Annotated in this window: 19 protein-coding genes; 9 read left to right on the top strand and 10 right to left on the bottom strand. The window is 68.2% G+C overall.

Going from position 1 to position 26,481, the window contains the following annotated elements:
• Positions 1–12: 12 nt before the first annotated feature.
• Positions 13–213 (bottom strand): hypothetical protein, encoded by a 201-nt coding sequence (locus M2352_RS10855; protein WP_264664503.1) that lies wholly within the window; start codon positions 211–213, stop codon positions 13–15.
• 234 nt (positions 214–447) lie between these two features.
• Here M2352_RS10855 and gyrA point away from each other — a divergent pair, with 234 nt between their 5' ends.
• A complete protein-coding gene (gene gyrA, locus M2352_RS10860; RefSeq protein ID WP_264664504.1) occupies positions 448–3,201 on the top strand; it encodes a DNA gyrase subunit A in 2,754 nt (917 codons plus the stop codon).
• Between the two features lie 23 nt (positions 3,202–3,224).
• Entirely contained in the window at positions 3,225–3,767 is a 543-nt protein-coding gene (gene coaD / locus M2352_RS10865) for a pantetheine-phosphate adenylyltransferase (RefSeq protein ID WP_264664505.1), read from the top strand.
• A 251-nt stretch (positions 3,768–4,018) separates the two neighbouring features.
• Here the strand turns inward: coaD and M2352_RS10870 are convergent, their stop codons facing one another.
• The 5 genes from M2352_RS10870 to M2352_RS10890 all read right to left on the bottom strand — a co-directional run bounded on the left by M2352_RS10870 (position 4,019) and on the right by M2352_RS10890 (position 11,942).
• Positions 4,019–7,150, bottom strand: a complete 3,132-nt coding sequence (locus M2352_RS10870; protein WP_264664506.1) for an efflux RND transporter permease subunit — start codon at positions 7,148–7,150, stop codon at positions 4,019–4,021.
• Between the two features lie 10 nt (positions 7,151–7,160).
• Positions 7,161–8,339 (bottom strand): efflux RND transporter periplasmic adaptor subunit, encoded by a 1,179-nt coding sequence (locus M2352_RS10875; protein ID WP_264664507.1) that lies wholly within the window; start codon positions 8,337–8,339, stop codon positions 7,161–7,163.
• Positions 8,336–9,013, bottom strand: coding sequence for a TetR/AcrR family transcriptional regulator (locus tag M2352_RS10880; RefSeq protein WP_264664508.1), 678 nt, complete (start codon positions 9,011–9,013; stop codon positions 8,336–8,338). The genes M2352_RS10875 and M2352_RS10880 overlap by 4 nt, the downstream gene beginning before the upstream one ends.
• 65 nt (positions 9,014–9,078) lie before the next feature.
• The gene (locus M2352_RS10885) at positions 9,079–9,366 is read right to left on the bottom strand and encodes a hypothetical protein (RefSeq protein ID WP_264664509.1); all 288 of its coding nucleotides are present in this window, start codon (positions 9,364–9,366) and stop codon (positions 9,079–9,081) included.
• Between the two features lie 125 nt (positions 9,367–9,491).
• Positions 9,492–11,942 (bottom strand): methyl-accepting chemotaxis protein, encoded by a 2,451-nt coding sequence (locus M2352_RS10890; protein WP_264664510.1) that lies wholly within the window; start codon positions 11,940–11,942, stop codon positions 9,492–9,494.
• Between the two features lie 519 nt (positions 11,943–12,461).
• Between M2352_RS10890 and M2352_RS26580 the strand changes: the two genes are divergently transcribed.
• Positions 12,462–13,010 carry a helix-turn-helix domain-containing protein gene (locus tag M2352_RS26580; RefSeq protein ID WP_406567247.1) on the top strand — a complete coding sequence of 183 codons (549 nt, stop codon included), beginning with the start codon at positions 12,462–12,464 and terminating at the stop codon, positions 13,008–13,010.
• A gap of 20 nt (positions 13,011–13,030) precedes the next feature.
• Here the strand turns inward: M2352_RS26580 and M2352_RS10900 are convergent, their stop codons facing one another.
• From M2352_RS10900 to dacB, 3 genes are all read right to left on the bottom strand, one after another.
• Positions 13,031–13,822 carry a methyltransferase domain-containing protein gene (locus tag M2352_RS10900; RefSeq protein ID WP_264664511.1) on the bottom strand — a complete coding sequence of 264 codons (792 nt, stop codon included), beginning with the start codon at positions 13,820–13,822 and terminating at the stop codon, positions 13,031–13,033.
• 4 nt (positions 13,823–13,826) lie between these two features.
• Complete coding sequence (locus M2352_RS10905; protein ID WP_264664512.1) at positions 13,827–14,471, bottom strand: chemotaxis protein; 645 nt, start codon at positions 14,469–14,471, stop codon at positions 13,827–13,829.
• Between the two features lie 104 nt (positions 14,472–14,575).
• Positions 14,576–16,060, bottom strand: a complete 1,485-nt coding sequence (dacB, locus tag M2352_RS10910; RefSeq protein ID WP_264664513.1) for a D-alanyl-D-alanine carboxypeptidase/D-alanyl-D-alanine endopeptidase — start codon at positions 16,058–16,060, stop codon at positions 14,576–14,578.
• Positions 16,061–16,163: 103 nt separating this feature from the next.
• On the opposite strand from dacB, the gene M2352_RS10915 reads away from it, so the two are divergent.
• The 3 genes from M2352_RS10915 (at position 16,164) to ade (ending at position 20,695) form a co-directional block, all read left to right on the top strand.
• Complete coding sequence (locus tag M2352_RS10915) at positions 16,164–17,987, top strand: FHA domain-containing protein (protein WP_264664514.1); 1,824 nt, start codon at positions 16,164–16,166, stop codon at positions 17,985–17,987.
• The gene (locus M2352_RS10920) at positions 17,988–18,815 is read left to right on the top strand and encodes a hypothetical protein (protein WP_264664515.1); all 828 of its coding nucleotides are present in this window, start codon (positions 17,988–17,990) and stop codon (positions 18,813–18,815) included. It abuts the gene before it with no gap.
• 152 nt (positions 18,816–18,967) lie between these two features.
• On the top strand, positions 18,968–20,695 hold the full coding sequence (gene ade, locus M2352_RS10925) for an adenine deaminase (protein ID WP_264664516.1): 1,728 nt from the start codon (positions 18,968–18,970) through the stop codon (positions 20,693–20,695).
• A 1-nt stretch (position 20,696) separates the two neighbouring features.
• Here ade and M2352_RS10930 read toward each other — a convergent pair whose 3' ends face one another.
• Positions 20,697–22,664 (bottom strand): methyl-accepting chemotaxis protein, encoded by a 1,968-nt coding sequence (locus M2352_RS10930; RefSeq protein WP_264664517.1) that lies wholly within the window; start codon positions 22,662–22,664, stop codon positions 20,697–20,699.
• Positions 22,665–22,872: 208 nt separating this feature from the next.
• Between M2352_RS10930 and M2352_RS10935 the strand changes: the two genes are divergently transcribed.
• From M2352_RS10935 to M2352_RS10945, 3 genes are all read left to right on the top strand, one after another.
• Complete coding sequence (locus M2352_RS10935) at positions 22,873–24,237, top strand: cytochrome ubiquinol oxidase subunit I (RefSeq protein ID WP_264664518.1); 1,365 nt, start codon at positions 22,873–22,875, stop codon at positions 24,235–24,237.
• Between the two features lie 5 nt (positions 24,238–24,242).
• Positions 24,243–25,262, top strand: a complete 1,020-nt coding sequence (cydB, locus tag M2352_RS10940) for a cytochrome d ubiquinol oxidase subunit II (RefSeq protein ID WP_264664519.1) — start codon at positions 24,243–24,245, stop codon at positions 25,260–25,262.
• A gap of 186 nt (positions 25,263–25,448) precedes the next feature.
• Positions 25,449–26,474, top strand: coding sequence for a methyl-accepting chemotaxis protein (locus tag M2352_RS10945; protein WP_264664520.1), 1,026 nt, complete (start codon positions 25,449–25,451; stop codon positions 26,472–26,474).
• Positions 26,475–26,481 lie beyond the last annotated feature (7 nt).

A 26,481-nucleotide genomic window follows, 5' to 3' on the forward strand; every position in this document is an offset into this window, starting at 1 on the left:
TTGCTTTGCGGCTCATGCCTGGGTCGGCGGCGGCACCGCGGGTGGGGGTGTTTCCACCGGGGGCGTGATTTCCGGCAGGGTGTCGGGGTTGGGCGGCACCCGCGGCTCCGGGCTGGTGGGCGGGGCGGACGGCGGAACCTCCGGCGGCTCGCGGGGCGGTTCGCCGCCGCTGGTGTAAAAGCCGCTGTGGTAATAAGGAATGGGCGGGAACATCGGCACCTCCTGTCTTTTCCCCATAACGGCGGGGGGAGGGGAGGGGTTCCGCACCCCTTGGGGTGATGGCTTTTGTGGCAAAAGACCGCTTTCTCGGCACCCCGGCATGGGTGAATCATTGTGAGCATATGCGGAAACTGGTAAAAAGGTGGGCGTGCCTGTGCTGAACGGCGCCCGGCCCGCGCGAACCGATACCCCCGCCCGCCGTACCCGTTAAAGCGAGAGCTTCGTTTCTTGAGCACGACCCCGACCTCCCCCGCTTTCGACATCGCGCCGGTCACGATCGAAGACGAGATGCGGCGTTCGTACCTCGATTACGCCATGAGCGTGATCGTCAGCCGCGCTCTGCCCGACGTCCGCGACGGGCTGAAACCCGTCCATCGCCGCATCCTCTATGCGATGAAGGAGGGTGGGTACGATTCGACCAAGCCCTACAAGAAATCGGCCCGCATCGTCGGCGACGTGATGGGTAAATATCACCCGCACGGCGACTCCTCGATCTACGACGCCATGGTGCGCATGGCGCAGGATTTCTCCATGCGGCTGCCGCTGATCGACGGCCAGGGGAATTTCGGCTCCATGGACGGCGACCCGCCGGCGGCCATGCGCTACACCGAAGCGCGGCTGGCCAAGGCGGCGGAAGCGCTGCTGGACGACATCGACAAGGACACGGTGGATTTCCAGGCCAGCTACGACGATTCGGGCCGCGAGCCGACGGTGATCCCGGCACGCTTCCCCAATCTGCTGGTCAACGGGGCGGGCGGCATCGCGGTCGGCATGGCGACCAACATCCCCACCCACAATCTGACGGAAGTCATCGACGCCTGCTGTGCCACCGTCGATAACCCCGACATCACCATCGACGAGCTGATCGACCTCATCCCTGGGCCGGATTTCCCCACCGGCGGCCTGATTCTCGGGCGCTCGGGCATCCGGTCGGCCTTCCACACCGGGCGCGGCTCGGTGGTCATGCGCGCACGCACCGACATCGAAGAGGTGCGCAAGGACCGCATGGCCATCATCGTCACCGAGATCCCGTATCAGGTGAACAAATCCAAGCTGATGGAACGCATCGGCGAGGTGGTGAACGACAAGATCGTCGAGGGCATCGCCGACCTGCGCGACGAATCCGACCGCGACGGCGTGCGCGTGGTGATCGAGCTGAAGCGCGACGCCGTGCCCGACGTGGTGCTGAACCAGCTTTACCGCCACACCCAGCTCCAGACCACCTTCGGCGTCAACACCCTGGCCCTCAACGGCGGCCGGCCGGAACTGATGACGCTGAAGGACATCATCGTCGCCTTCCTGCGTTTCCGCGAACAGGTCATCACCCGGCGCACCGAATACCTGCTGGGCAAGGCGCGCGAGCGTGCCCACACCTTGGTCGGTCTGGCCGTCGCCGTCGCCAACATCGACGAAATGATCAAGCTCATCCGCTCCGCCCCCGATCCGGTGTGGGCGCGCGAGGAGATGATGGCCCGCGACTGGCCGGTCCACGACGTCGGCCCGCTGATCGAGCTGATCGACGAGCCGGGCCGCGGCATCGGCCCCGGCGGCACCTACCGCCTGTCGGAACAGCAGGCCCGCGCCATCCTGGATCTGCGCCTGCACCGCCTGACCGGGCTGGAGCGCGACAAGATCGGCGCGGAACTGAAGGACGTCACCGACCAGATCGTCGATTTCCTGGAAACCCTGGCCAATCGGCCCAAGCTGCTGGGCATCCTCCGGGAAGAGCTGGTGGACATGAAGGAGCGGTTCGGCACCCCGCGCCGCACCGAAATCCTGGAACTGGAATTCGAAGCCGACATCGAAGACCTGATCCAGCGCGAGGATATGGTCGTCACCGTCAGCCAGTCGGGCTATGTGAAGCGCACGCCCTTGTCCACCTACCGTGCGCAGAAGCGCGGCGGCAAGGGGCGGGCGGGCATGAGCACCAAGGCCGAGGATGCGGTGGCCGACCTGTTCGTCGCCAACACCCACACGCCGCTCCTGGTGTTCTCCACCCGCGGTCTGGTCTACAAGCTGAAGGTCTGGCGCCTGCCGCTGGGCAACCCGCAGTCGCGCGGCAAGGCCTTCGTCAACCTGCTGCCGCTGGAGGAGGGGGAGACCATCTCCACCGTCATGCCGCTGCCGGAGGACGAGGCCGCCTGGGCCAACCTGCACGTCATGTTCGCCACGTCCCACGGCAACGTGCGGCGCAACCGCCTGTCCGACTTCCAGAACATCCGCTCCAACGGTCTGATCGCCATGAAGCTGGATGAGGAGGGCGAACGGCTGATCGGCGTGCGTACCTGCGACGAGGGCGACGACGTGCTGCTGGCCGCCAGCGGCGGCAAGTGCATCCGCTTCCCCGTGGAGGATGTGCGCGTGTTCGCCGGCCGTACCTCCACCGGTGTGCGCGGCATCAAGCTGGCCGAGGGCGACGAGGTGGTGTCCATGTCGATCCTGCGCCACGTCGAAGCCTCGCCCGAGGAGCGTGCCGCCTTCCTGCGCATGAAGCGGGAAGAGGGGCTGGACATGGTGGGCGACGCCGCACCGGAAGCCGACGAGGTGGCCGCCGATTCCGTCACCCTGACGCCGGAACGCTACGAGGAGTTGAAGCGGCAGGAACAGTATGTCCTGACCGTCTCCGACCGTGGCTATGGCAAGCGCACCTCGTCTTACGAATACCGGGTGGCGGGCCGTGGCGGCCAGGGCATCTGGAACATGGAGATGGGAGAGCGCAACGGCGCCGTGGTCGCCGCCTTCCCGGTCGAAGAGTCCCATCAGGTGATGATGGTCACCAACGGCGGGCAGGTGATCCGCATGCCGCTGCACGACGTGCGGGTGGCCGGGCGCAAGACCCTGGGCGTGACGCTGTTCCGCGTCGGCGCCGATGAGCGGGTGGTGTCGGTGGCGTCCATCGCGGACGACGGCGACGGTGATGCCAACGGGACCGCCGCGTCCGCGGGCGTGGAGGATGATTCCACCCCGCCGGCGGTCGAGTGATGACTGTGGGAAAGAGGTCCAGCATGTCCAAGGGCCGTATCGGGGTCTATCCCGGCACCTTCGATCCCATCACCAACGGTCACCTGGATATCATCCAGCGCGCCTCGCGGCTGGTGGACCATCTGGTGGTCGGGGTGGCGCGCAACGCCGGAAAAGGGCCGCTGTTCTCCACCGACGAACGGGTCAGCATGGTCCGCGAGGATGTGGCGGCGCTGAACAACGGCGCCAGCATCGAGGTGCGGGCCTTCGACACGCTGCTGATGCACTTCGCCGTTGATATCGGCGCCTCCGTCATCATCCGCGGCCTGCGCGCCGTCTCGGACTTCGAGTATGAATTCCAGATGGCGGGCATGAACGCCCGGCTGAACCCCAAGGTGGAGACCATGTTCCTCATGGCCTCCGAACGGCATCAGTTCATCTCGTCCCGCTTCGTCAAGGAAATCGGCCGGCTGGGCGGCGATATCGCCCATTTCGTGTCGCCGCGGGTGGCCGTTCACCTGGGGGAGCGCTTCGCCCTGGAAAAGACCAACGGCGATGAGACGAAGCGGGTGCAGACGCTGAAGTAGAAAACCCGATGGTGGTGCGGACCGCGTAAGGCCGGTGCCTCTCTGGAAACGTCAGTCCTTGATCTTCTGCCGTGTATCGGGAACCGGATAGCGCCGCATGGGGATCGCCGTCCATCCGATGGCGGTCGCTGCCGCGTCCCGGATGGCCTGCTGCTTCCTTCGATCAGGACGCTGGCCGGTTTTTGGTCTATCGGAGGGGCGGGCATTTGGAACAGATGCCCGCCACATGACCGGATGGGCAATAACCGTCCCTACTCCGCCGCGGCGCGGGCGTCGGCGTCGGGATCGCGGTGGGCGAACCAGCGGGTGACCCACGCCCCCAGCGCGTCCAGATAGGTCAGGATCACCGGCACCACCACCAGCGTCAGCACGGTGGAGCTGAGAAGGCCGCCGATCACCGCGTGGGCCATGGGGGCGCGCTGCTGCGCCCCTTCGCCCAGACCCAGCGCCAGCGGGATCATGCCGCAGATCATGGCCGCGGTGGTCATCACGATGGGGCGCAGGCGGATGATGCCGGCCTGGACCAGCGCCTCTTTCAATTCCACCCCGCGGGCGCGGGCCTGGTTGGCGAAATCCACCAGCAGGATGGCGTTCTTGGTCACCAGCCCCATCAGCATGATGAAGCCGATGGCGCTGAAGATGTTCAGGGTGGTGTGGGCCACCAGCAGCCCCAGGAACACCCCCACCAGCGACAAGGGCAGCGAGGCCATGATCGCCAGCGGCTGGAGGAAGCTGCCGAACTGCGATGCCAGGATCAGATAGATCAGGATGACCGCCAGCAGCAGCGCCTGGGCGGCGTAGCCGCTGGTCTCGGCGATGTCCTTGGTCGATCCGCCGAACACCACGCGGTAACCGGGGGGAAGGTCGAGCTTTGCCAACGCGGCCTGCAATTCCCGTCCCGCATCGCCCGCCGCCCGGCCCTGGACGTTGGCGGTCAGGTTCACCTCCCGCTGCAAGTCGCGGCGGTTGATCTGGGACGCGCCGAGGGAGACCTGAACGTCCGACACCTGCGACAGCGGCACGACCACCGGGCTGCCGGCGGCGTCCTTGTGGCTGGTGGTCAGGTAGATGCGGTCCAGGTCGGCGCGGCCCACGCGGTCCTCCGCCGGCAGCCGCACCAGCACGTCGTAGCTCTCGCCGTCCGGCGCCTTCCAGGTGGAAACCTGTTCACCCGCAAACAGGGGGCGGAGCGCGGTGGCCAGTTGCTCGGTGGAGATGCCCACGTCGCTGGCCATGTCGCGGTTGGGGCGCACCGACAGGGTGGGCTTGGCCGCCTTCAGGGTGGAGTCCACGTCCACCATGCCGGGGATGGCGCGCATGGCCTCCATGATCCGGGTGGACAGCCGGTCCAGTTCGCGCAGGTCGCGGCCCTGGAGCGAGACCTGGATCTGCTTCTGCGACCCGCCGACGCCGGGGATCACCACGCTGGCCGTCACGCCGGGGATGACCTCCAGCCGCCGCCGGATCGGCTCGGCCAACTGGGCGGGCGACCGGGTGCGTTCGCTGATGGGTTTCAGGCGGATGTAGATGGTGCCGCGGTTCTTGCCCGATGTGGTGCCGGTGTTGATGGTGGCATAGGTGTAGGCCACCTCCGGCAGTTCGCGGATGGCCGATTCCACCTGCGCCATCTTGGCCTGGGTGTAGTCCAGCGACGAGCCGACGGGGGTCTCCACCTCCACCGAGGTTTCACCCAGATCGGCGGAGGGGGCGAATTCCACCCCGATCAGCGGCACCAGGAAGAAGCTGCCCACAAAGCTGGCCAGCGCCACCAGCAGCACCAGCCACCGCCGCCGCAGACACGCCCGCAGCAGCCGGCCATAGGCCGCCGCCACCGCGTCGAACCCGCGCTCGAACCCGGCGGCGATGCGGGCAAACGGCCCGCGCCCGCGGCGCCCGTGGGCCGCCGGGTCGTACCACACGCTGGACAGCATGGGGTCGAGCGTGAACGACACGAACAGCGAGATCAGCACCGCCGCCGACACCGTAAGCCCGAACTGCAGGAAGAACCGCCCGATGATGCCACCCATGAAGGCCACGGGCAGGAACACCGCCACGATGGTCAGGGTGGTCGCCAGCACCGCCAGCCCGATCTCGGTGGTGCCGTCCAGGGCCGCCTGCCGGTGGCCCTTGCCCATGGCCAGATGGCGCATGATGTTCTCGCGCACCACGATGGCGTCGTCGATCAGAATGCCGATGGCCAGCGACAGCGCCATCAGCGTCATGACGTTCAGCGAGAATTTCATCAGCAGGAGAACGCCGAAGGTACCCAGCACCGCCACCGGCAGCGTCAGCCCGGTGATGACCGTGCTGCGCCACGAGCCCAGGAACAGCAGAACGATCAGGATGGTCAGCACACCGCCTTCCACCAGCGTCTGCTGCACGTTGTTCAGGGAATTGGTGATGCCGCGGGCGCTGTCGCGCACCACGTTCATCCGCACGTCGGCGGGCAGCTTGCCGGAGGACTGAAGCTCCTCGATCGCCTTCTTGACGCCGCGGGCCACCTCCACCGTGTTGGCGCCCTGGATCTTCACCACATCCACGGCCAGGGCCGGCTTTCCGTTGAACAGGGCGGCGGTTTCCCGCTCCTCCTGCCCGTCGATCACCTCGGCCACCTGTCCCAGCCGCACGGGCGTGTTGCCGCGGCGGGCGACGATCAGGTCCAGCAGGTCGCGGGGATGCTCCACCCGCCCGTCCACCTGCACCACCCGTTCGCGGCCCTCGCCGCTGACGATGCCGGCGGGGCGGTTCTGGTTTTCGCCGCGCACGGCGCTGATCACCTCGTCCACGCCGATGCCCAGCGCTTCCAGCCGTTCGGGCGACAGGCGGACGTGGATCTGCCGCTTGGCCCCCCCGGCGATGGTGGCCCGGCCCACGCCGCGGACGTTCTGCAGTCCCTTCAGGATGATCTGGTCGGTCAGCGTGGTCAGGTCGCGCAGGGACCGGATGGGGGAATCCACCGCGATGGACAGGATCGGCTGGTCATCGGGGTTGAAGCGGGTGATGAGGGGATCCTTCACCTCGTCCCGGAAGGTGGAGCGCAGGGCCGCCACCTTTTCCCGTACGTCCTGGGCCGCCTGGACCGAACTGGTGGTCAGGTCGAATTCGGCGATGACCACCGAGATGCCCTCGTACGAGCGGCTGGTCAGGGTCTTGATACCGGCGATGGTGTTGACCGCCTCTTCGATGGGGCGGCTGAGTTCGCTTTCCACCGTCTCGGGCGAGGCGCCGGGATAGTTGGTCTGCACCACCACCACGGGGAAATCCACGTCGGGAAACTGGTCCACCCCCAGACGCTGGTACGAGAACAGGCCGAGCACCATCAGCGCCACCATCATCATGGTGGCGAAGACCGGGTTGTCGATGCTGATGCGGGTGATGGGCATGATCGGGGGGTCAGCCGGCGGTGGCGGTCACGGTGACGGTGTGTCCGGCCTTCAGGCCGGGCAGGGGGGCGGTGACCACGGTCAGGCCGGGGGGCAGCCCCGTCACCTGCACCATGTCGCCGCGCGCCCAGGTGCGCACCACGCTTACCCCGCGCCGTTCCAGCCGCCCGTTGTCCACCACCAGCACGAAATCCCCCTCGCCGTCGTGGCGCAGCGCGTCGGCGGGCACGGCCGTGGCCCCGTCGGCACGGTCCACCAGCGCTTCGCCCACCGCGAACATACCGCCGCGCAGGCTGCCGTCGGGGTTGTCGATGGCGATGTAGACGGGGATGGCACGGCTGCCGGTCTGGGCCATCGGGTTGATGCGGGCGATGGTGCCGGTGAAGCGCCGGTCGCCGAACCCGTCCACCGCCACCGTCACCGGCTGGCCGGGGGCGAGGCGGGCCACGGTTTCGGCGGGCACGGTAGCTTCCACCTCCACCCGGCTCAGATCCACGACGGTGAACAGCTTGGCGTTGACCGCCAGATTTTCCCCCGGCTGCACCGCGCGTTCGGCGACCATGCCGTCGATGGGGGACGTCACCACCGCGTCGCGGAGCGATTTGCGGGCCAGCGCCACCTGCGCCTCCAGGGCGGCCACCGCCGCCTGCTGCGCCTGGGCGGCGCTCAGCGCCTGATCGAAGCTGGTTTCGGCGACGATCTGCTTCTGCCGCAGGGTGGCGTTCTTGGCGCGGGTCTTTTCGGCGTAGTCGAGCTGGGCGCGGGCACCTTGCAGGTTGGCCTCCTTCTCCCGCAGGCGGGCGGCCAGTTCCACGGTGTCGAAGCGGGCCAGCACCTGCCCCTTGCGCACCGCCTCGCCCTCGCGCACCAGCACCTCGGTCAGGCGGGCGGCGACCTCCGACTTCAGGCTGGTCTGTTCCAGCGGGCGGATGGAGCCGCTGAGGCGCACCCGTTCCTCCAGGGTCCGAGGCGCCACCCGCGCCACCTCCACCGCCGCCAGTTCGAACGGGCGGACGGCGGGCGGGGCGGCGGGGGCGGCGGTGACCGCCGCCTGTCCCGACATGCGTGCCTGCCACGCCACACCGGCGGCGGCCAGGGCGCCGGCAACCAGGGCGGTGGCGGTGAACCAGCGCACACCGCGACGACGGCCAGTGGGGCGCGAACGGGTGGGATCGGTGGTGGCGGTCATGACGGCTCGGTCTTTCCAGGCGGCGGCAGGGTGGGGCCGGGAGCGGCCAGCCCGGCCAGCACCACGTCGAGATAGGCGTCGATGTAGCCTTCGGGCGTGGTGCCGGTGGTCTCGTCGAACGGGGCCAGCGAATGGCTCCAGATGCACAACAGCGACAGCGGGGCCGACAGGACGCGGGCCATGTGGGGCACGTCCACCGGGCGGAACTCCCCCCGCTCGATCCCGCGGGTGATGATGGCGGCAAAGAAGGCGCGGCCACGGGCCACCACCTCCTCGGCGTAGAAACGGGCGATGTCGGGAAAGGCATGCGCCTCGGCGATCACCAGCTTCGGGATTCCGCCGATGGGGGAATGCATGGTTTCCAGAAAACCGCGGGCCACCAGCCGCAACAGATCGGCGGTGGAGCCGGCGTAACTGCGCAGCATGTCTTCCCCCTGCGCCACCTGGGGCAGAAGGGTGGCGCGCACCACCGCCTTGAACAACCCCGCCTTGTTCTCGAAATAGAGATAGGGCAGGCCGACGCTGACACCTGCCCGGCGGGCCACGTCCTCCACCTTGGTGGCGGCATAGCCGCGCTCGATGAACAGGGCGCGGGCCGCCTCGATCACCTCGGCGGGGCGGGCGTCCTTGCGGCGGGTGCGCCGCGGCGTGGGAGTGGCGGTGCTGTCGGGCATGGCCGGAACAAGCTTAATGAGTGGCCATTCAATAACGCCGGGAACCGGCCGCTGTCAAGGCGGCTTCAGGTGTCGGTGCCGTCGGGCTGGGCGGGGGGCTTGCGCGGCGGCGGTTCGGGCAGGTGGCGGCGGATGATGATGTCGCCGTTGGGCAGCACCTCCGGCGCGCTGTAGGTGGGGAAGCGCTTCAGCCACCCTTCCAGCGCCCGCAACAGATCCTGAAGGTCGGCGAGCGGCCGGGGGGAATCGTCCTGTTGTGCCTGGGCGGCGATGAGCGGGGGCGGTGCCGCGGCGGCAGGCAAGGGGGCGGCGGCCAGAAGGGCCAGCATCAGGGCAGGTGCACGGAGCGGCACGGGCGTTTCCCTCCTCCTCGAAACGGAACCGGGAGCCGCGCCGGATGACGGGGCTCCCGGTTTGCCGTCAGAAGATGAACACCCGCCACCCGCCGGTTATTCCGTCCGGGCGGCGGGAAGGGGAATCAGAATTCCTTCCAATCGTCCTCGTCGGTGTTGGCGTGGGACAGGGCGGCGGCGGTGGCGGCGCGGGCCGGGGCCGCTGCCTTGGCCGGGGCGGCGGGCTTGCGGGCCGCCGGACGGGTGGGGGCGATGTGGCGCTTGACCGCCGCCGGGGCCCCCCCGCCGGAGGACGGCGCCGTGTGGAGGGCGGGCGTCACCACCGTGGGTGCGCGGTTCGCGCCGTCCAGGCGGAAGAAGCCCACCAGCGACCGCAGATCCCCCGCCTGACCGGCCAGCGAATGGGCGGCGGCGGTGGTTTCCTCCACCAGGGCGGCGTTCTTCTGGGTCATCTCGTCCATCTGGGCGACGGCGGAGTTGATCTCGTCCAGAGCCGACGCCTGCTCGGCAGAGGCCGATGCCATCTCCGCGATCAGCGAGGCCACCTCGTGCACGCCGCCGACGATGCCTTCCAGCGCCGCCCCGGCCTTCTGCACCAGTTCCACGCCGCCACGGACCTGGGAATCGCTGTCCATGATCAGGGACTTGATTTCCTTGGACGCCTGGGCCGAGCGCTGGGCGAGGTTGCGCACCTCCTGCGCCACCACGGCGAAGCCGCGGCCCGCATCGCCGGCCCGCGCCGCCTCCACCGCGGCGTTGAGCGCCAGCAGGTTGGTCTGGAACGCGATTTCGTCGATCACGCCGATGATGTCGGTGATCTTGCGGCTGGCATTCTCGATCTGGCGCATGGCCTCCACGGCGGAGGTGGCGACCTGCCCGCCCGATTCGGCAGCGGTGCGGGCGTCGGACGCCATGCGGTTAGCGCGCTGGGCGTTGTCGGCGTTGGAGCGCACGGTGGCGCCCAGCTCTTCCATGCTGGCCGCGGTCTCCTCCAGCGAGGAGGCCTGCTGCTCGGTGCGCTCGGCCAGGTCGGAGGAGCCCATGGACACCTCCGACGCGGCGGAGGTGATGGCGTCGGTGGCACGCAGGATCTGCCCGACGATCTCGCCCAGCTTGGACGAGGTGGTGTTGACGTTGGTCTTCAGGGCCTGGAAGGCGCCCTGGTAATCCTTGTCGATACGGCTGTTGAGGTCGCCTTCGGCCAGCGCGCCCAGCACGCGGCCCAGGTCGTCGATCACCGCCTTCACCGTGTCGGTCAGGCGGTTGATGCCCTCCGACATGGTGCGGTAGAAGCCGTCCTTGCCGTTCAGGTCGATGCGGCGGCTGAGGTCGCCCTTGGACACCGAATCGATCAGCGCCGCGATTTCCTGGCCGATGGCCTGTTCGCGGGCGCGCTGGGCCTCGTCCTCGCGGCGCTCCTGTTCGATGCGGGCGCGCTCGGCCTCGTCCATCCGCTTCTTTTCGATGGCGTTGTCCTTGAACACCTGCACGGCCTTGGCCATGGACCCGATCTCGTCCTGGTTGGCCAGGGCGGGAATGGTCACGTCCAGCTGACCGCCGGCCAGGTGGGTCATGGTGTCGGTCATGTCGGTCACGGGCCGCACGATCGACCGCGCCACCAGCCATGCGAACAGGATGCCGATCACCAGGGCGGCGGCGGCGATGGCGATGTTCTGGGCCTGGGTGTTTTCCATCTGGGCGGTGGTCGCGGCCAGAAGCTGGTCGCGGTTGCGCCCTTCGGTATCCACGGTCTTTTCCGCCAGATCGGCGAATTCGGCCCCCATGCCGGCCAGCCGGGCGACGGTGGCGGTGTTTTCCAGCACCGCGGCGGCCACCTGGTTGAAGCCGGCCAGATACTGGGTCGCCGCATCCACCGATGCCTGCGCCAACCGGCGGCGGGTGGGGTCGGTCAGGCTGGCGGCGAAGCCCTCGGCCAGCGACAGGAATTGCTGGTTGGCGGTGCGGGTGCGGCCGGCCGTGGCCTCGTCGGGGGCGCCCAGGAACCGCTGAGCCTCCAGCCGGGCGGCCATCAGCCGCTCGATCACCGGGCCAAGCTGGCCGGCGGCGGCGGTGTCGCCGTCCCTCATCGCGCTGGCGTGAATATCCGCCAGCGCCTGCTGCGCCTTGTCGCCCAGCGGGATGAGCTGCTCGCGCACCAGCGTGTCGCGCTGGCGGCGCAGTTCGACCAGCTTGCCGAAACCGGCCTGATAGGTATCGAACAGACTCGTCATCTGCGTCAGGGCGGGGCGAGTCTGGTCGGAGGCGGTGCCGACCGCTTCGCGCAGATCCTTGCCCAGGGCTTCCTGGATCGAGCGGACCTGGGTGGCGATCGCCTCGTCACCCGAATTGATGTAATTGACCGCAATGCGGCGCATCTGCGCCACGTTGGCGTTGATGTCCAGAACCAGCAACGAGTGATTGCTGACCGTTGCGTAGGTGCCGAATCCGGTGCGGGCCGATACGAGCCCGCTGATACCGCTGACCGAACCCAGGATCAGCAACGCCAGAATCACGGCGAAACCGAAATAGATCCGGGTTCCGACCTTGAACCGCCCTGCCAGCCCGCTTTCCTGCATGATCAAACCTCTTTTTCACCACCACGGTCACAATGGGCCGGGACGGCTGTCCACCGAAATGATGATAACCGTGCGCATAATCGGCTTAGATGGTTATCAAAAGGTTTCCATGTTGACGAGAGGAAAAGGGATGGCAATTGCGGCGTGTATAAGTGCGCAACAATATTGAAAGCCCTGCCGGCCCGCGCATTTTTGTGCGGTTTTAACAAAAACGTCCTTGGGAATTGGAAATGGGCGCCAAGAAAGTCGTCCGCTGAATTTCAGTCGAATCGGCAGGGGTTTTCTTGGGCTCGCAAAGGTAATTCGGTATAAAGGTATAACTAATTTCGTAGAGCCAGAACATTTCACTTGATCCGGTGCGGGGGGTATGCCACAAATATGTGATACAAATAATTTTTCCCATAGTGGCCACGCAAAAAGGTTGCGGGTGCAATGAGCGAACTTATTGTTCGAAAACGCGGCAGACGTGGTTCACCGGAGTCCTGGTCCGTCGATGCCCATGTCGGCCAGCGTGTGCGGATGCGCCGCACTTTGCTGGGCATGAGCCAGGAGCGACTTGGTGAAGCCATCGGGCTGACGTTTCAGCAGGTCCAGAAATACGAGCGGGGCTCGAACCGCATCTCCGCCGGCACCCTGTTCCGGCTGGGGCAGGTTCTGGAGGTTCCGGTCAGTTTTTTCTTCGATGACTACGACGACGGCCAGCCGCACCCCGGGCAGTCGTCCACCGCGGTGAACGCCGATGGCAGCATCATCAGCCGGCGGGAGGCCCGCCTTCTGCGCCTGTGGCGTGCCGCCCCCGGCGGCGTTGCCGATGAAGTGCTGGCGCTGTTGTCGTCCCTGTCCCCCCACCTGCGCGATCCCGTGGAAGAGGGAGAGGCGGTGTCTTCCAGCGCCGGAGACGGCGAAGCGGCCGAAGACGCCAAGCCGGCGGCCCGCCGTGCCGAAAAGACGGAAGGCCGCGCCACCCGCAGCAGCGATGGCGAAGGAGGGGGCAAGCAGCGCAAACCCCGCCGCCGGCACGGTGCCGTGTGGGATCCCACCGATATCTACCGTTCGGCCAAGAGCTGACCGCCGGTGATGGGCGGGCGTCACGGGTCGGTATGGCCCGTTGACGGATGGGACAGGAACAAAAAATTACGGTTGATCCGGTGCCGCCGCCGGCGGTGTGGGGTCAGCAGCAGACGGGAATCGACGCAGCGCCCCGTCAGCCCTTCGTCCGACAGGCGCGCCGCGGTATCCCGGCCATAGATCCGGTAATGATAGGGGTGGCCGTACGCCTCCAGCCGTTTGGACGGGGTGTCCATGGCGGGATCTTCCTGCGTCGGCTGCCGCGGATCATAGGGAAACAGCAGAACCGCCCACCCGGATGGTTTCAGAACCCGCGCGATTTCCCGCAAGGCCCGGCGGTCGTCGGGTACGTGTTCCAGCACATGGCTGGACAGCACCACATCGAACGAACCGGCCGGAAACGGCAGATCCGTCAGATCGGCGTTCACGTCGGCCAGCGGCGAGAAACGGTCCAGGCTGACATAACCGCGCCCATGCAGCCCCCGCAACCGCGGCTCCAGGCACTCTTCGGGGGCCGTGTGCAGCACCCGCAGGCGGCGGCGGAAGAACGGCGTGCGCTCCCGCAGATACAGCCATAGGAAACGGTGCCGTTCCAGTGATCCGCAATGGGGGCATTGGGCGTTGCGCCGTCCGCCCAGCCCGAAGGTCAGGAAACGGGCGGCGGACCCGTTGCAGATAGGGCAGAGCAGCGGCCCCGCCGGCACGCGCCCGGTGCGCTTGCGGTGATAGAGTGCCGGACGGCGGTACACCGCCGCCTCGTCCAGCCCATGGGCGGTGATGGCGGGAATCAGGCGGGACAGGCCATGAAGCATGGGATCAGAACAACTCGATATCGCCGTCGATGCGGGTTTTGCGCAACCGCTCCATGAAGGAGGATTCGCTGCGGGTGATGTCGCGGATGGCATCGCCCCCGACGAGCCGGCGTTGGCTGCGCCCCGTGGCGGGATAGAACCGGATGGAGCGGGCCTGCGTTCCCCCCACATCCCAGCTGATGGTGGGGATTCCTTCGGTCGCCAGATATTCCATGGCGAAGTCGATGTTGCGCTGACCGATGGAGTTGCGGGTGCCGGTGACCCCGGCCCCGCCGAACACCTTGGCCCGCAGCCGGTCGCGCCGCCCGGTGATGGACAGCATGCGGTTGATGAGCTGTTCCATCGCCGCGCTGCCGTAACGGGCCGACGCCGACAGGGTGTCGCTGCCGCCGTCGGGCAGCAGGAAATGGTTCATGCCGCCCACGCCGGCCACCGGATCGAACAGACAAGTGGCGATGCACGATCCCAGCGTGGTGGTGATGATGACGTTGGGATCGCTGCTGACGCAGCAACCGCCCACCACGATGCTGACGATTTCGGCATCCAGCCGGTGGTCGCGGTACCGGCGGTGCCCGTCGTCGGGGGCGGCGGCGCCATGGGGCCCTGTGCCGCCCAGGCCACGGGGCGGGTGTTGCGTGGGGGCGGTCATGCGCCTGGGAACGGTGGGTGGGCTTGGCAAACGCGGACCCTGTTCATGAGGCGGCGGGACGGCGGGGCGATGAAACGAACCGAAACCACCCCTGGACGAAAAGTTTAAGGGATTTTACGTGTTTCCTCAAGCGGTGCTTCGGGGCCGTCCACCCAGTGGGCCAGCAGCGCCGCCTGCAGCATCCGCGCCCGGTCCAGCCACGCGCGGGCCTCGGGCGGCATGGCGGGAACGTCGCGCCCGGCGGTGCGGTCCATGGCCTGGCGCTGCCCCTCGTCGGCGATGAACAGGACAAAACCCAGCCGCTGCCCGCCGGCCGTGGACAGCACCCCGGCCAGCCCCTTCACATAGGCCATGGTGCCCGATTTGGCCCTGGCGCCGGGGGTGGGCTTGCCCTCGTCCTCACCGGGCAGCAGGGGGTAGAAGGGCTCGCCCCCGATCCGCAGGATGGCGGCCATCTGCCGTGGCGTCACCCGTGACCGCACCGTCAGGCCGGAGAAGTTCGCCAGGGTGAAACCGCTCCAATCGGTGCCCGGCGCCTGGGCCTTCAGCCATCCGGCCAGCGTGCCCGCGGCCTGGGGCAGGGTGGTGGCGGGGGAGGGGCCGAGGCGGCGCGCGGCCGCCAGCCCGATCAGCTCCGCCGACAGGTTGTTGGAATAGCGCAGAACCCCGGCGGCGACGGTGGCCAGCGGCGGGCTGTCCCGCTGGGCCAGCGGCCGGGCGGCGGCGGGGGCTGTCCCCGGCCGGGGCGGGGGCAGGGTGATGCCGTTCATGCCGGCGATGCGGTGGAACAGCCCCGCCGTCACCGCATCGGCCCGCCGCACCGGCATCCAGAACGCCCCCTTGTCGCCCGTGGCGGGGAAACCCACCTGCCAGCTCTCCACCCCGCCCGCGGGAACGGCGGCGGGGGCCAGCGTGCCGGGGCGGGGGACAGCGTGCAGAGTCACGCCGTCGATGGGCAGGCGCCCCTTGTCCGATACCGTCCAGGTCTGGGCCGCGACCACCCCGTTGCGGCGGGTCCAGGTCACCTGGGCGCGGTTGAAATTCACGGTCAGCGCGCTGACCCCGGTGTTGTAGCCGGCACCGTAGGGCTGCTCCGGCTCGATCTCCGGCAGGACCGGCAGGTCGGACGCGTCGTACAGGAACCGCCCCGTGATCCCCCGGATGCCCTGGGCGGCCAGGGCGCGGGCCAGATCGGTCAGGCCGCCGGTGTCCAGGGTCGGGTCGCCGCCGCCCTTCAGCACCAGATCGCCGGCCAGAACGCCCCCCTGCACCGGACCCGTGGCCAGAAGCCTGGTGGTGAAGCGCCAGCCGGGACCGAGAAGGGCGAGCGCGCCCACGGCGGACGGTACCTTCGCCACCGATGCGGGGATGAAGGGGGTGTCGGCCCGGTGCTCGGCGACGATCCGTCCATCGGCCGGGTCGAACAGCAGGAACCCCACATCCGCTGCCCGGAAACCGTGTTGCCGAATAAGGGCTTGTGCATCCAAACGTGGAGTTTCGGCCGTCTGGGCCACCGCCGGCCCGCACAGGATGGCCGGCAGAAAAAGCACAAGGTGGATGCAGGATTGCCGGATCGTGTGTGGTGGCATACGATTGCTTCTATTGCGTGGGGTAGGGCGAAGTGACGCACACGTCAGTGATGCAGGACACAGCGACGTGTGCCGTCTGTGCGGGACGGGGCAGTTTGAAGCGATGTTGCAGCGCCGGGAAGTCAAATTCGAAGTGGTGGTGGAGGCTGACGGCAAGCCCAGCATCGACGGTGTGTTCGCCGATGAAAAGGATGCCGTCGAGCGCGCCAGATATCTGCTGACTCTGGCGAAATACTCCGTGGTCCGGGTATCGCGCGTGAATCAGGCCGGGCGCGAAGAGACGATTTTCGAAAAGAAATACATGGGTGGTGGAAAGGTCACCACCATCTCCGCCATCGACGAGGCGGCGTTCTGTACCGATGTCCTGGATGTCTTCGGCTTTGAAAGCCGCATGACCCTGCTGCGCCTGTTTCGCCGCTACTGGGACGAGCAGATCGTGATCCCGGCGGAACAGCTTCACCGCTATTACCCCTTGCGCTATTTCGAGCGCGAACAGACCCTGTTCAACCCCGGCCTCAGCCGTCTGGCGGCGCTGCAGGCGCCGAAGGCCGGCGTGAACCCGTTCCAGCGCCAGGACGAGCTGGCCCGCATGTTCAACAAGCTGAAGGAGATGGCCCAGGAAGGCGACGTCCTGGCCCCCTTCGACAAGGTGTTGGGCAGCAGCGGCGTGGCCGGGCTCCTGGCCGAGGCCGCGGCCAAACGCCCGCCGGAGGAGCGGGACCGGCTGGTCACCCATGCCTTTTCCGTGGTGCTGGAGCCGGCCCGTGACTGGCAGGAAAAGGTCCAGACGCTGCTGCGTTTCCACGAGGAGGATGCGCCCCCCACCATCGCCGTGGTCGATGAACTGCTGGCCGAGATGCTCGACGGGCGGGAGCCGATTCGCGCCCTGATCGGCTATGCCCCCGACCTGTCGTCGGCGCTGCAGGCGCTGCTGGCCACCGTGCGCGGCGACCTGGACGACCGCCTGCCCAACACCGATGTGCTGCTGACCGTTTCCAACGTCATGGGCGGCGGCGGGTATGAGCGCACGCGCGCCGCCCTGCTCAACCGGGTCCAGGGCGGGCTGGAAGGCACCCATCCCCTGACCCGTACGGGGCAGGCGGCGGATTACCGCGCGTGTCAGGCGCTGGTGGACCAACTGGCGGGTTTCGACGGCTTCATGGGCGGGCCGCCCATCGCCGCGGCCATCACCATGCGGGCCAAGACCGCGTTCCGCGAGCGCGACCACGACCTGCCGTTCGAGGAAACCGTCCAGCGGCTGTCGGCGCGGCTGGGCGGGGCGGCGGCGCGCATCGGCTATATGCTGGACCTCGCCACCAGCCCGTACGGGCGGCGGCGCATCAGCTATCTGGTGGAACGGCTGACCGAGCAGTTCAACCGCGTCCGGTCCGCCGCCGAACTGGCCGCGCCGGGAACGCCGGTGGACGCCATCCGTTCCGGCCTGGGGCGCAAGCTGCGCAACGCCGGCATCCCCCGCGCCCTGGCCGACGCGCTGGTGGCCAAGGTCGCCAGCATTCCCGATCACGAGCGCGTGGTGCCCACGGTGCCGCCGGTCACCGAAACCACGGTGGAAATCCGCGCGGCCCGGATACCGCCGCGCCGCCGGCTGATGGTCAGCGTCAACGGCCAGCGTTTCGTGATGCCCAAGGATACCACCGAACTGGTGATCGGACGGGCGGTCGATTCCCATGTGGTGCTCGACGTGGCCTCCGCCTCCCGCCGCCATGCGGTGATCCAGTATCAGAAGGGCGAGTTCATCCTCAGCGACAGCAGCCGCAACGGAACCCGGCTGCTGGAGGACAAGAGCGAACCGCGGACCTTGGAAAAGGGACGCTCGGCCCCCTTGCGCACCCGGGGGGAAATTGTCATCGGTTCTCCCAGCGCCGGGGAGACGCCGGTGCGGATCGCGTGGGAAGTGGTGAACTGAATGCGTCGTGCGGCGGGTGTGATGGCGGCGGCCCTGATGATGCTGGCGGGGCCGGTCGCGGCGGACGAGGCCGATCCGTCGGTGGCGGCCCTGGACCGGCTGATCGGGCGGGCGGCGGAGGCCGCGCGCCTGGCCCCGGCGGCGGAAGAACGGGATGCGGCCCAGGCGGCTCTGGCCCCCTGGACGGCGGAGCGCCGCCGCGTCCTGGCCGGCGGTGACGTCAAGGAGCGGGTGGCGGTGGCCGAAACCCGCCTGCGTGCCGTGCTGACGGCGGCCCCGTCGGCGGCCCGTGCGGTGGCGCTGGCCGCCGCCAAGCCCATCGACCCCCTGCACGAGAATGGCGCGGCGGCGGAGGAGGGGGCCGCCCTGGCCGCCTATGCCCTGACCACCCTGTTTCCCGCCCCGCCGCGGCCCCAGGCCGACGAATACATGACCGGATACGAGCGCTACGCCGGTTTCACCTTCATCGGCGCGCTGCCCGACGGGCGGCGGCTGGCGGTGGTGCCGGAGGATTGCGGCACCCTGCACTGTACCAACGCTCCCTTCCTGCTGGACGAGGCCGGCGGCACCGTGGCGCGGGCAGCGGTGGAGGTGCTGGAATCCGGTGCCCCGGTGGCGAAGGGCGATGCGGTGCTGACCGGCGTGCCCGCCCTGGCCGCCGGCGGGGTGGAGATCACCGAACTGGCGCGGGCGGAGGGCGGGTGCGGCACCCGCTGGGCCTATGCCGCCGAGGGAACCACGCTGCGCCTTCTCAGCCGGACGGTGAAACCCGCCTGCGACGGACAGCCCTGGACGGCGCAATCCACCATGACCAAGCGGTACCGCTGAGGGACCATTCATGGCAAAGGGTTGATCGGCTGCGGTTTTTCCCCTAAACGGCACCCCCCTTTCCCCATATGGGCGGGGCTTGGCGGTGTTGACCGGCGGTTCAGGCGGCAACACTTTGCTGTCAAAGAAATGCGGAAAAGGCGGGGGACACGATGGCCGTGCAGGATGAACGATTTCCGACCGACGGCCTGAAGCGCCGCATCGATCAGGCGCTGGGGCGGACGCGCGCCGATCTGGTGGTCAAGAACACCCGCTTCCTCAACGTGGCGACCGGCGAGCTGGCGGACGGAGACGTCGCCGTGTGCGGCGACCGCATCGTCGGCACCTACGAATCCTATGACGGGGTGGAGGAGATCGACGGGCGCGGGCTGACCGTGGTGCCGGGGTTCATCGACACCCATGTGCATTGCGAATCCACCTGTGTCACCCCGTTCGAATTCGACCGCTGCGTCCTGCCCCGCGGGACCACCACGGCCATCTGCGACCCGCACGAGATCTGCAACGTGCTGGGAGAACGGGGCCTGCGCTATTTCCTCGACAGCGCCGAAGGGACGGCGCTCGACCTGCGGGTGCAACTGTCGTCGTGCGTGCCGGCCACCGACCTGGAAACCTCGGGCGCCACGCTGACCGCCGCCGATCTCGTGCGCCACCGCGACCACCCCAAGGTGCTGGGCCTGGCGGAATTCATGAACTTCCCCGGCATCTTCACCAAGACCGACGCGGTGCTGGAAAAGCTGGCGGCGTTCGAGGGGCGCCACATCGACGGGCACGCGCCGCTGGTGTCGGGGCGGGAGCTGAACGCCTATTGCGCCTGCGGCATCCGCAACTGCCACGAATCCACCACCGCGCACGAGGCGTTGGAGAAGATCCGCAAGGGCATGCAGGTGCTGATCCGCGACGGCTCGGTGTCCAAGGACGTGGCGGCCCTGGCCCCGGTGATCGGGCCGATGACGTCCCCCTTCGTGGCGCTGTGCACCGACGACCGCAACCCGCTGGACATTGCCGAGGAAGGGCACATGGATCACCTGATCCGTGCCGCCATCCGGGCGGGGGCGCCCATGGAATCGGTGTACCGCGCGGCCACATGGTCGGCGGCGCGGGCCTTCGGCCTGTTCGACCGCGGGCTGGTGGCACCGGGGCAGCGGGCCGATCTGGTGCTGCTGGACGATCTGGAAACCTGCGCCGTCAACCGGGTGATCCAAGGCGGGCGGGTGGTGACGCCCGAGCGTTTCGCCCACCGCGCCACGGTCAGCCCGGTGGGGCTGAACTCCGTCCGCCTGACCCCGGTGGCGGTGGAGGATTTCGCCATTCCGGCCAACGGCGGCGGCGAACGGTCGGTGATCGGGGTGCAGCCGGGCAAGATCATCACCGACCATCTGCGGCTGGACGTTCCCACCCGCAACGGGCAGGCGGTGGGCGACCCGCAGCGCGACATTCTGAAGATCTGCGTCTTCGCCCGCCATGGAATCAACCGGTCGGTGGGCCGCGGCTTCGTGCGCGGCTTCGGCCTGACCGGGGGGGCCATCGCCTCGTCGGTCGGCCACGACAGCCACAACATCTGCGTGGTGGGCAGCGACGATGCCGCCATGGCCATCGCCGTCAACCGCCTGATCGAACTGCAGGGCGGCTTCGTCGCCGTGGCCGGGGATCAGGTGGTGGCCGAACTGGCGCTGCCTCTGGCCGGGCTGATGAGCCTGGAGCCGTTCGAGACGGTGGAGCGCCACTTGCGCACCCTGCGCGCCACGGTGCGGGAGATGGGATGCCCGCTGGAGGAGCCGTTCCTTCAGCTTGCCTTCCTGCCGCTGCCGGTGATCCCGCACCTGAAGATCACCGACCGCGGGCTGGTGGATGTTGACCGTTTCTGCCTGATTCCGTCCTGATTTACGACGCCTGCCGCACGTCGGTGACGAAACGCCCGATGCAGCGGGCCAGTTCGCCGGTTTCCCGTGCCAGGGCGTCGGACACCCCCAGCACCCGGCCGGCGGCGGTGTCGGTGTGGGATGCGGCGGTCTGCACGCCCTGAATGTTGCTCAGCACCTCCTGCGTGCTGGATGCTGCGTGCTGGATGCTGCGGACGATTTCGCGGGTGGCGGCGTCCTGCTCCTCCACCGACGCGGCGATGGCGGCGGAGATGCCGTTGATTTCGGTGATGGTGGTGGTGATGTCGCCGATGGCGGTCACGGCACCCTGGGTCGCCGTCTGCATGGCGGCGATCTGGGCGGAGATCTGGTCGGTGGCCTTGGCCGTCTGGGTGGCGAGCGTCTTCACCTCGCTGGCCACCACGGCAAAGCCCTTTCCGGCATCGCCGGCGCGGGCCGCCTCGATGGTGGCGTTGAGCGCCAGAAGGTTGGTCTGGCTGGCGATATCGGCGATCAGCCGCACCACGTCGCCGATGCCGCGGGCCTGCTCGTCCAGAGACAGGATGGCGCCGTTGGTGGTGCCGGCCCTGTCGGCGGCGTTCTGGGTGATGGCGGCGGAGCGCGAAACCTGCCGGGTGATTTCAGCGATGGAGGCGGCCATCTGTTCCGCCGACGCCGCCACCGTCTGCACGTTCATGGAGGTCTGTTCGGTGGAAACGGCGACCGCCGTCGCCTGGCTCCGGCTCTGCTCGGCCACGGCGACCAGATTTTCCGATGCCTCCCGCATGGTTCCGGCGGAGTTTTCCAGGGCACCCACCATTTCTTCCGCCTGACGGTTGAAGCCGGTGACCAGGGATTCCAGCCGGCGGGCGGCGTTCAGGCGGCTTTCCTGTTCCGCCGCCCGGTCGCGGGCTGCCTGTTCCGCGGCAATAGCCGCCTCCTTGAAGCCTTGGACGGCGTTGGCCATGGCGCCGATCTCGTCGCCCCGGTCCCGCCCCGGCACCACGGCGGAATGATCGCCGCGGGACAGGGTGAGGGTGACCGCGGTCAGGTCGCTGATGGGCTGATAGATCCCCCGCGCCACCACCGCCGCCCCGATGGCGAAGCCGGCCAGCGTCAGCAGCATCACCGTGCCCATGATGCGGGTCGCGGAGGCCCGCTCCATCTCCATATCGGCCTTGGCCTCTTTCAGGTCGGCCTTGATGCCGTCTTCCAGCTTTTGCAGCACCGGTTCCATGGCGGCATAGGCGGCGGAAAGATCCTTGAGGGAGGTTTCGACCGCCCGGATGTCGGCGACGATGGCGCCGAAGGCCGACTGGTAGCGCTCCATCAGGCCGGCGATGTCCGACTTGTCCGCCGGCGGCAGGGAGGACGCCCCGATGGCGGCGGTGAAGGGTGCCGCCTGGGCCATCATGCTGGTGACGGATTTGTCGTCCTTGCGTGCCAGGAAGTCTTTTTCATAACGGCGCATCAACAGCATCTGCACCATCAGCGCCGGGTCGTCGTACCGGCCGAGCCGCTCCTCCACGGCATGAACGGCCTGGCGCAGGGCCTTCTGGCTGCCGTCGTTCTCGGTCAGCCCCAGCGCCGTGCGCAGAGTGACCATCCGGGTGAAGCTGGCGGCGTAGACGCCGGTCAGGCGATGGACGGTGGCGGCGGCATCCTGCTCGGCAGGGGTGCGGGCACTGCGCTCCAGGACATCCAGATGGACGCGCACCTGTTCCATCACCCGCGCGTGGTTGGACGCCGGTTCCTGGCTGTTGCGCAGCAGGAAATCCTTTTCATGCCGCCGGGCCTGCAGCATCAGGGTGGACAGCCCGCTGACGGCGTTGTCCAGGGTGGTGACTTTTTCCAGAAACTGTTCGTGGTCCGCCAGAATCATCAGGCTGCGGCCATAAGTCAGGCCGATGGCTGCGATCCCCACCAGCCCCAGCACCGCGATCAAGGCGATTTGCGTGCGGATTCGCAAACGCGATAGTTGCCGTGTCATGAATTTTCCCGTTTTCCGTTTATTGCCTTGATGCGCCGCGATAAGGTTCGGTATCTAATAATTAGGGCGGTTTCCTGAAAGGAAAGTGTGACAAAAAACACACATTTCCCATGGGGTTTTGCCTCCCGGCGTCCTCCCGGCGATAAGCGCGGGCAGGGCGGGAACTCCCCCGGTGCCGCCAGCGTTGACGGGGCAGGGGAGAGAAGATATGGACGCACTGCTGCTGAGCCGGCTGCAATTCGCCTTCACCATCGGCTTTCACATTCTGTTTCCCACCCTGACCATCGGGCTGGGTCTGTTCCTGGTGGTGCTGGAGGGGCTTTGGCTGAAACGGCGCGACCCCGGCATTTACCGGATGCTGCGGTTCTGGACGCGGGTGTTCGCACTGGCCTTCGGGGTGGGGGTGGTGTCGGGGCTGGTGCTGTCGTACCAGCTCGGCACCAACTGGGGGCGTTTCACCGCGGTCACCGGCAACGTGCTGGGGCCGCTCATCAGCTACGAGGTGGTGACCGCCTTTTTCCTTGAGGCCGGGTTCCTGGGCATCATGCTGTTCGGGTGGAACCGCGTGCCGCCGAAAATCCATTACCTGTCCACCATCCTTGTGGCGGTGGGGACGTTGATTTCCACCTTCTGGATTCTGTCCGCCAATTCGTGGATGCACACCCCGGCGGGGTTCGCCATGGATGGGGAACGGATGGTGGTCACCGACTGGATGGCGGTGGTCTTCAACCCCTCCTTCCCCTACCGGCTGGCGCACATGGTGGTGGCGACGCTGGTCGCCACCGCGTTCCTGGTGGCGGGGGTGGGGGCGTGGTGCGTGCTGCGCGACCGGCACCGGGATTTCGGGCGGCGCAGCCTGTCCTTCGCGCTGGGCATGGCGGCGGTGGCCGCCCCGCTTCAGGTGCTGGTGGGCGACCTGCACGGGCTGAACACGCTTGAGCACCAACCGGCCAAGGTGGCGGCGATGGAAGGGCATTGGAATGCCCATGACGGCCCGGCGCCCTTCATCCTCTTCGCCCTTCCCGATCAGGCGGCGGGGCGCAACCGGGCGGAAATCGCCATTCCCTACGCCGGCAGCCTGATCCTGACCCACAGCCTGTCGGGCGCGGTGCCCACCCTGGCCGCGGTCGCGCCGCAGGACCGGCCGCCGGTGGCGGTGGTGTTCTGGGCCTTCCGCCTGATGGTCGGGCTGGGCCTGTGGTTCGTGGTGCTGGCGGGGATCGGGCTGTACGCCCGCCGCCGCTACGCGCTGACGCAATGGCGCTGGTATCTGCGCCTGCTGGCGGGCACGGCACCGCTGGGGTTCGTGGCGGTGCTGGCCGGGTGGGTGGTGACCGAGGCGGGGCGCCAGCCGTGGCTGGTCTATGGCCACCTGCGCACGGCCGACGGGGTATCGCTGGTGCCGGCGGAATCGGTGGCGGTGACCTTCGGGCTGTTCATCCTGGCCTATGGTGTGCTGCTGGCGGCGTTCCTGGCCTTTTTCCTGCGCATGGTCGCACGGGGGCCGGGGGATGCCGACGATCCGCCCCATTTCCAGAACAAGGCCAAGGCCGCGGTGGTGGAGGAGGGCTGACGATCATGGATCTGGACCTGCCCCTGATCTGGAGCGCCATCATCGCGCTCGGCGTCTTCATGTACGTGCTGCTGGACGGGTTCGACCTGGGGGTGGGGATCCTTTTTCCCTTCACCCGCGATGCGGGCGAGCGCGACGTGATGATGAACACCGTCGCCCCCGTGTGGGATGGCAACGAGACGTGGCTGATCCTGGGCGGGGCCTCGTTGCTGGGGGCGTTTCCGCTGGCCTATTCCACCCTGTTGCCGGCGCTGTACCTGCCGGTGATGGTCATGCTGTTCGGGCTGGTGTTCCGCGGGGTGGCGTTCGAGTTCCGCTTCAAGACCGCGGGCCGGCACCTGTGGTGGGACCGTGCGTTCTTCACCGGCTCGCTGGTGGCGTCCTTCGCGCAAGGGGCGCTGCTGGGCGCCTTCATCCAGGGTGTTGCGGTGGAACGGGTGGCGGACGGCGGCTACCGCTACACCGGCGGGGCGTTCGACTGGCTGACGCCGTTCAGCGTGATGACCGGGGTGGGGCTGGTGTGCGGCTATGCCCTGCTGGGTGCCACATGGCTGGTCTGGCGGACCGACGGGGCGCTGCAGCAGCGCGCCCTGTCCGCGGCGCGGGGGCTGACGCTGGCGGTCCTGGCCTTTGTGGCGGTGGTCAGCCTGTGGACTCCGTGGGCCAACCCTCCCATCGCCCAGCGGTGGTTCGCGTGGCCCAATCTGGTGCTGCTGGCGCCGATCCCGCTGGCGGCACTGGCCGCGGCGCTGGTGCTGCTGCGCGCCCTGGCCCGCGGGTGGGAGCGGATGCCGTTCCTGATGACGATGGCGCTGTTCCTGCTGTCCTATGCCGGGCTGGCGGTCAGCCTGTGGCCGTTCGCCGTGCCGCGGGTGATGACCATCTGGGACGCGGCCTCGCCGCCGGAATCGCAGATGTTCCTGCTGGCCGGGGTTGCGGTGCTTCTGCCGGTTATTCTCGCCTATACCTTCTATTCCTACCGCGTGTTCCGCGGGAAGGTCAGGGCCGGCGCCGGATACCACTGAAGGGTGAGGCGGGGGAAGGGGGCCGTGCGGCTGGACGGCGAAAGCCTGCGGCTGTGTGAAGTTAATGTTGCAGATGCATTCTTATAACGACACTATCGAACAATGCGTTGGTAAAACTTTTCTTTTGGCAAACAACCTCCGGCCCGGACCGCCCCCCTCGCGGCCGGGGCCGCCAGGGAGATTCTTATGCCCGAGCGGATCGTCGCCCTGTCCCACGCCGTGTCCGACCTTGCCACCCGCAAGATGGACGAGATCCAGGCGGTCACCAACACCACCAAGATCCTGGCCCTCAACGCCCTGATCGAAGCCATGCGGGCGGGGGAGGCGGGGCGCGGCTTCGCCGTCGTGGCGCAGGAGGTGAAGGCGATTTCCGAGCGGATCACCGGCATCGGCAACGAGCTGCGCATGCAGATGGCCCACCAGACCGGAGAGTTGGACACGCTGGGCCGCCGTCTGGTGGCGCAACTGCGCGGCAACCGGCTGGCCGATCTGGCGCTGAACATGATCGATATCATCGACCGGAACCTGTACGAGCGGTCATGCGACGTGCGCTGGTGGGCCACCGACAGCGCCATGGTGGATTGCGCCGCCGACCCGACGCCGGAGCGCAGCGCCTACGCCGCCAAGCGGCTGGGGGTGATCCTCAACGCCTACACCGTCTATCTCGACCTGTGGGTGGTGGACCGGCGGGGGGTGGTGCTGGCCAACGGGCGGCCCGACCGCTACCGCCGCGCCGTGGGATCGTCGGTGGCGGGGGAGGCGTGGTTCCGCGATGCGCTCAACACCCGGACCGGCGACGATTTCGCCGTGGCCGACATCGCGGTCAACGACCTGCTGGATCACCGGACGGTCGCCACCTACGCCACCGCCATCCGGGCCGGCGGTGACGCCAACGGGGCGGTGACGGGGGTGCTGGGCATCTTCTTCGACTGGCAGACCCAATCGGACACCGTGGTCAAGAGCGTGCGCCTGACCGAGGACGAGCGGGCCGGCACCCGCTGTCTGCTGGTGGACCGCCGCCACCGGGTGATTGCCGCCTCCGACGGGCGCGGGGTGCTGAGCGAGACCTTTCCCCTGAAGACCGACGGGCAATCCCAGGGGTGCTACACCGACGACAAGGGCGGGGTGGTCGGCTTCGCGCTCACCCCCGGTTACGAGACCTACAAGGGGCTGGGCTGGTACGGGGTCATCACCCAGGAAGCCACGCGCTGACCCGAGC

It is taken from the genome of Azospirillum fermentarium (genome assembly GCF_025961205.1).
Classification (GTDB): domain Bacteria; phylum Pseudomonadota; class Alphaproteobacteria; order Azospirillales; family Azospirillaceae; genus Azospirillum; species Azospirillum fermentarium.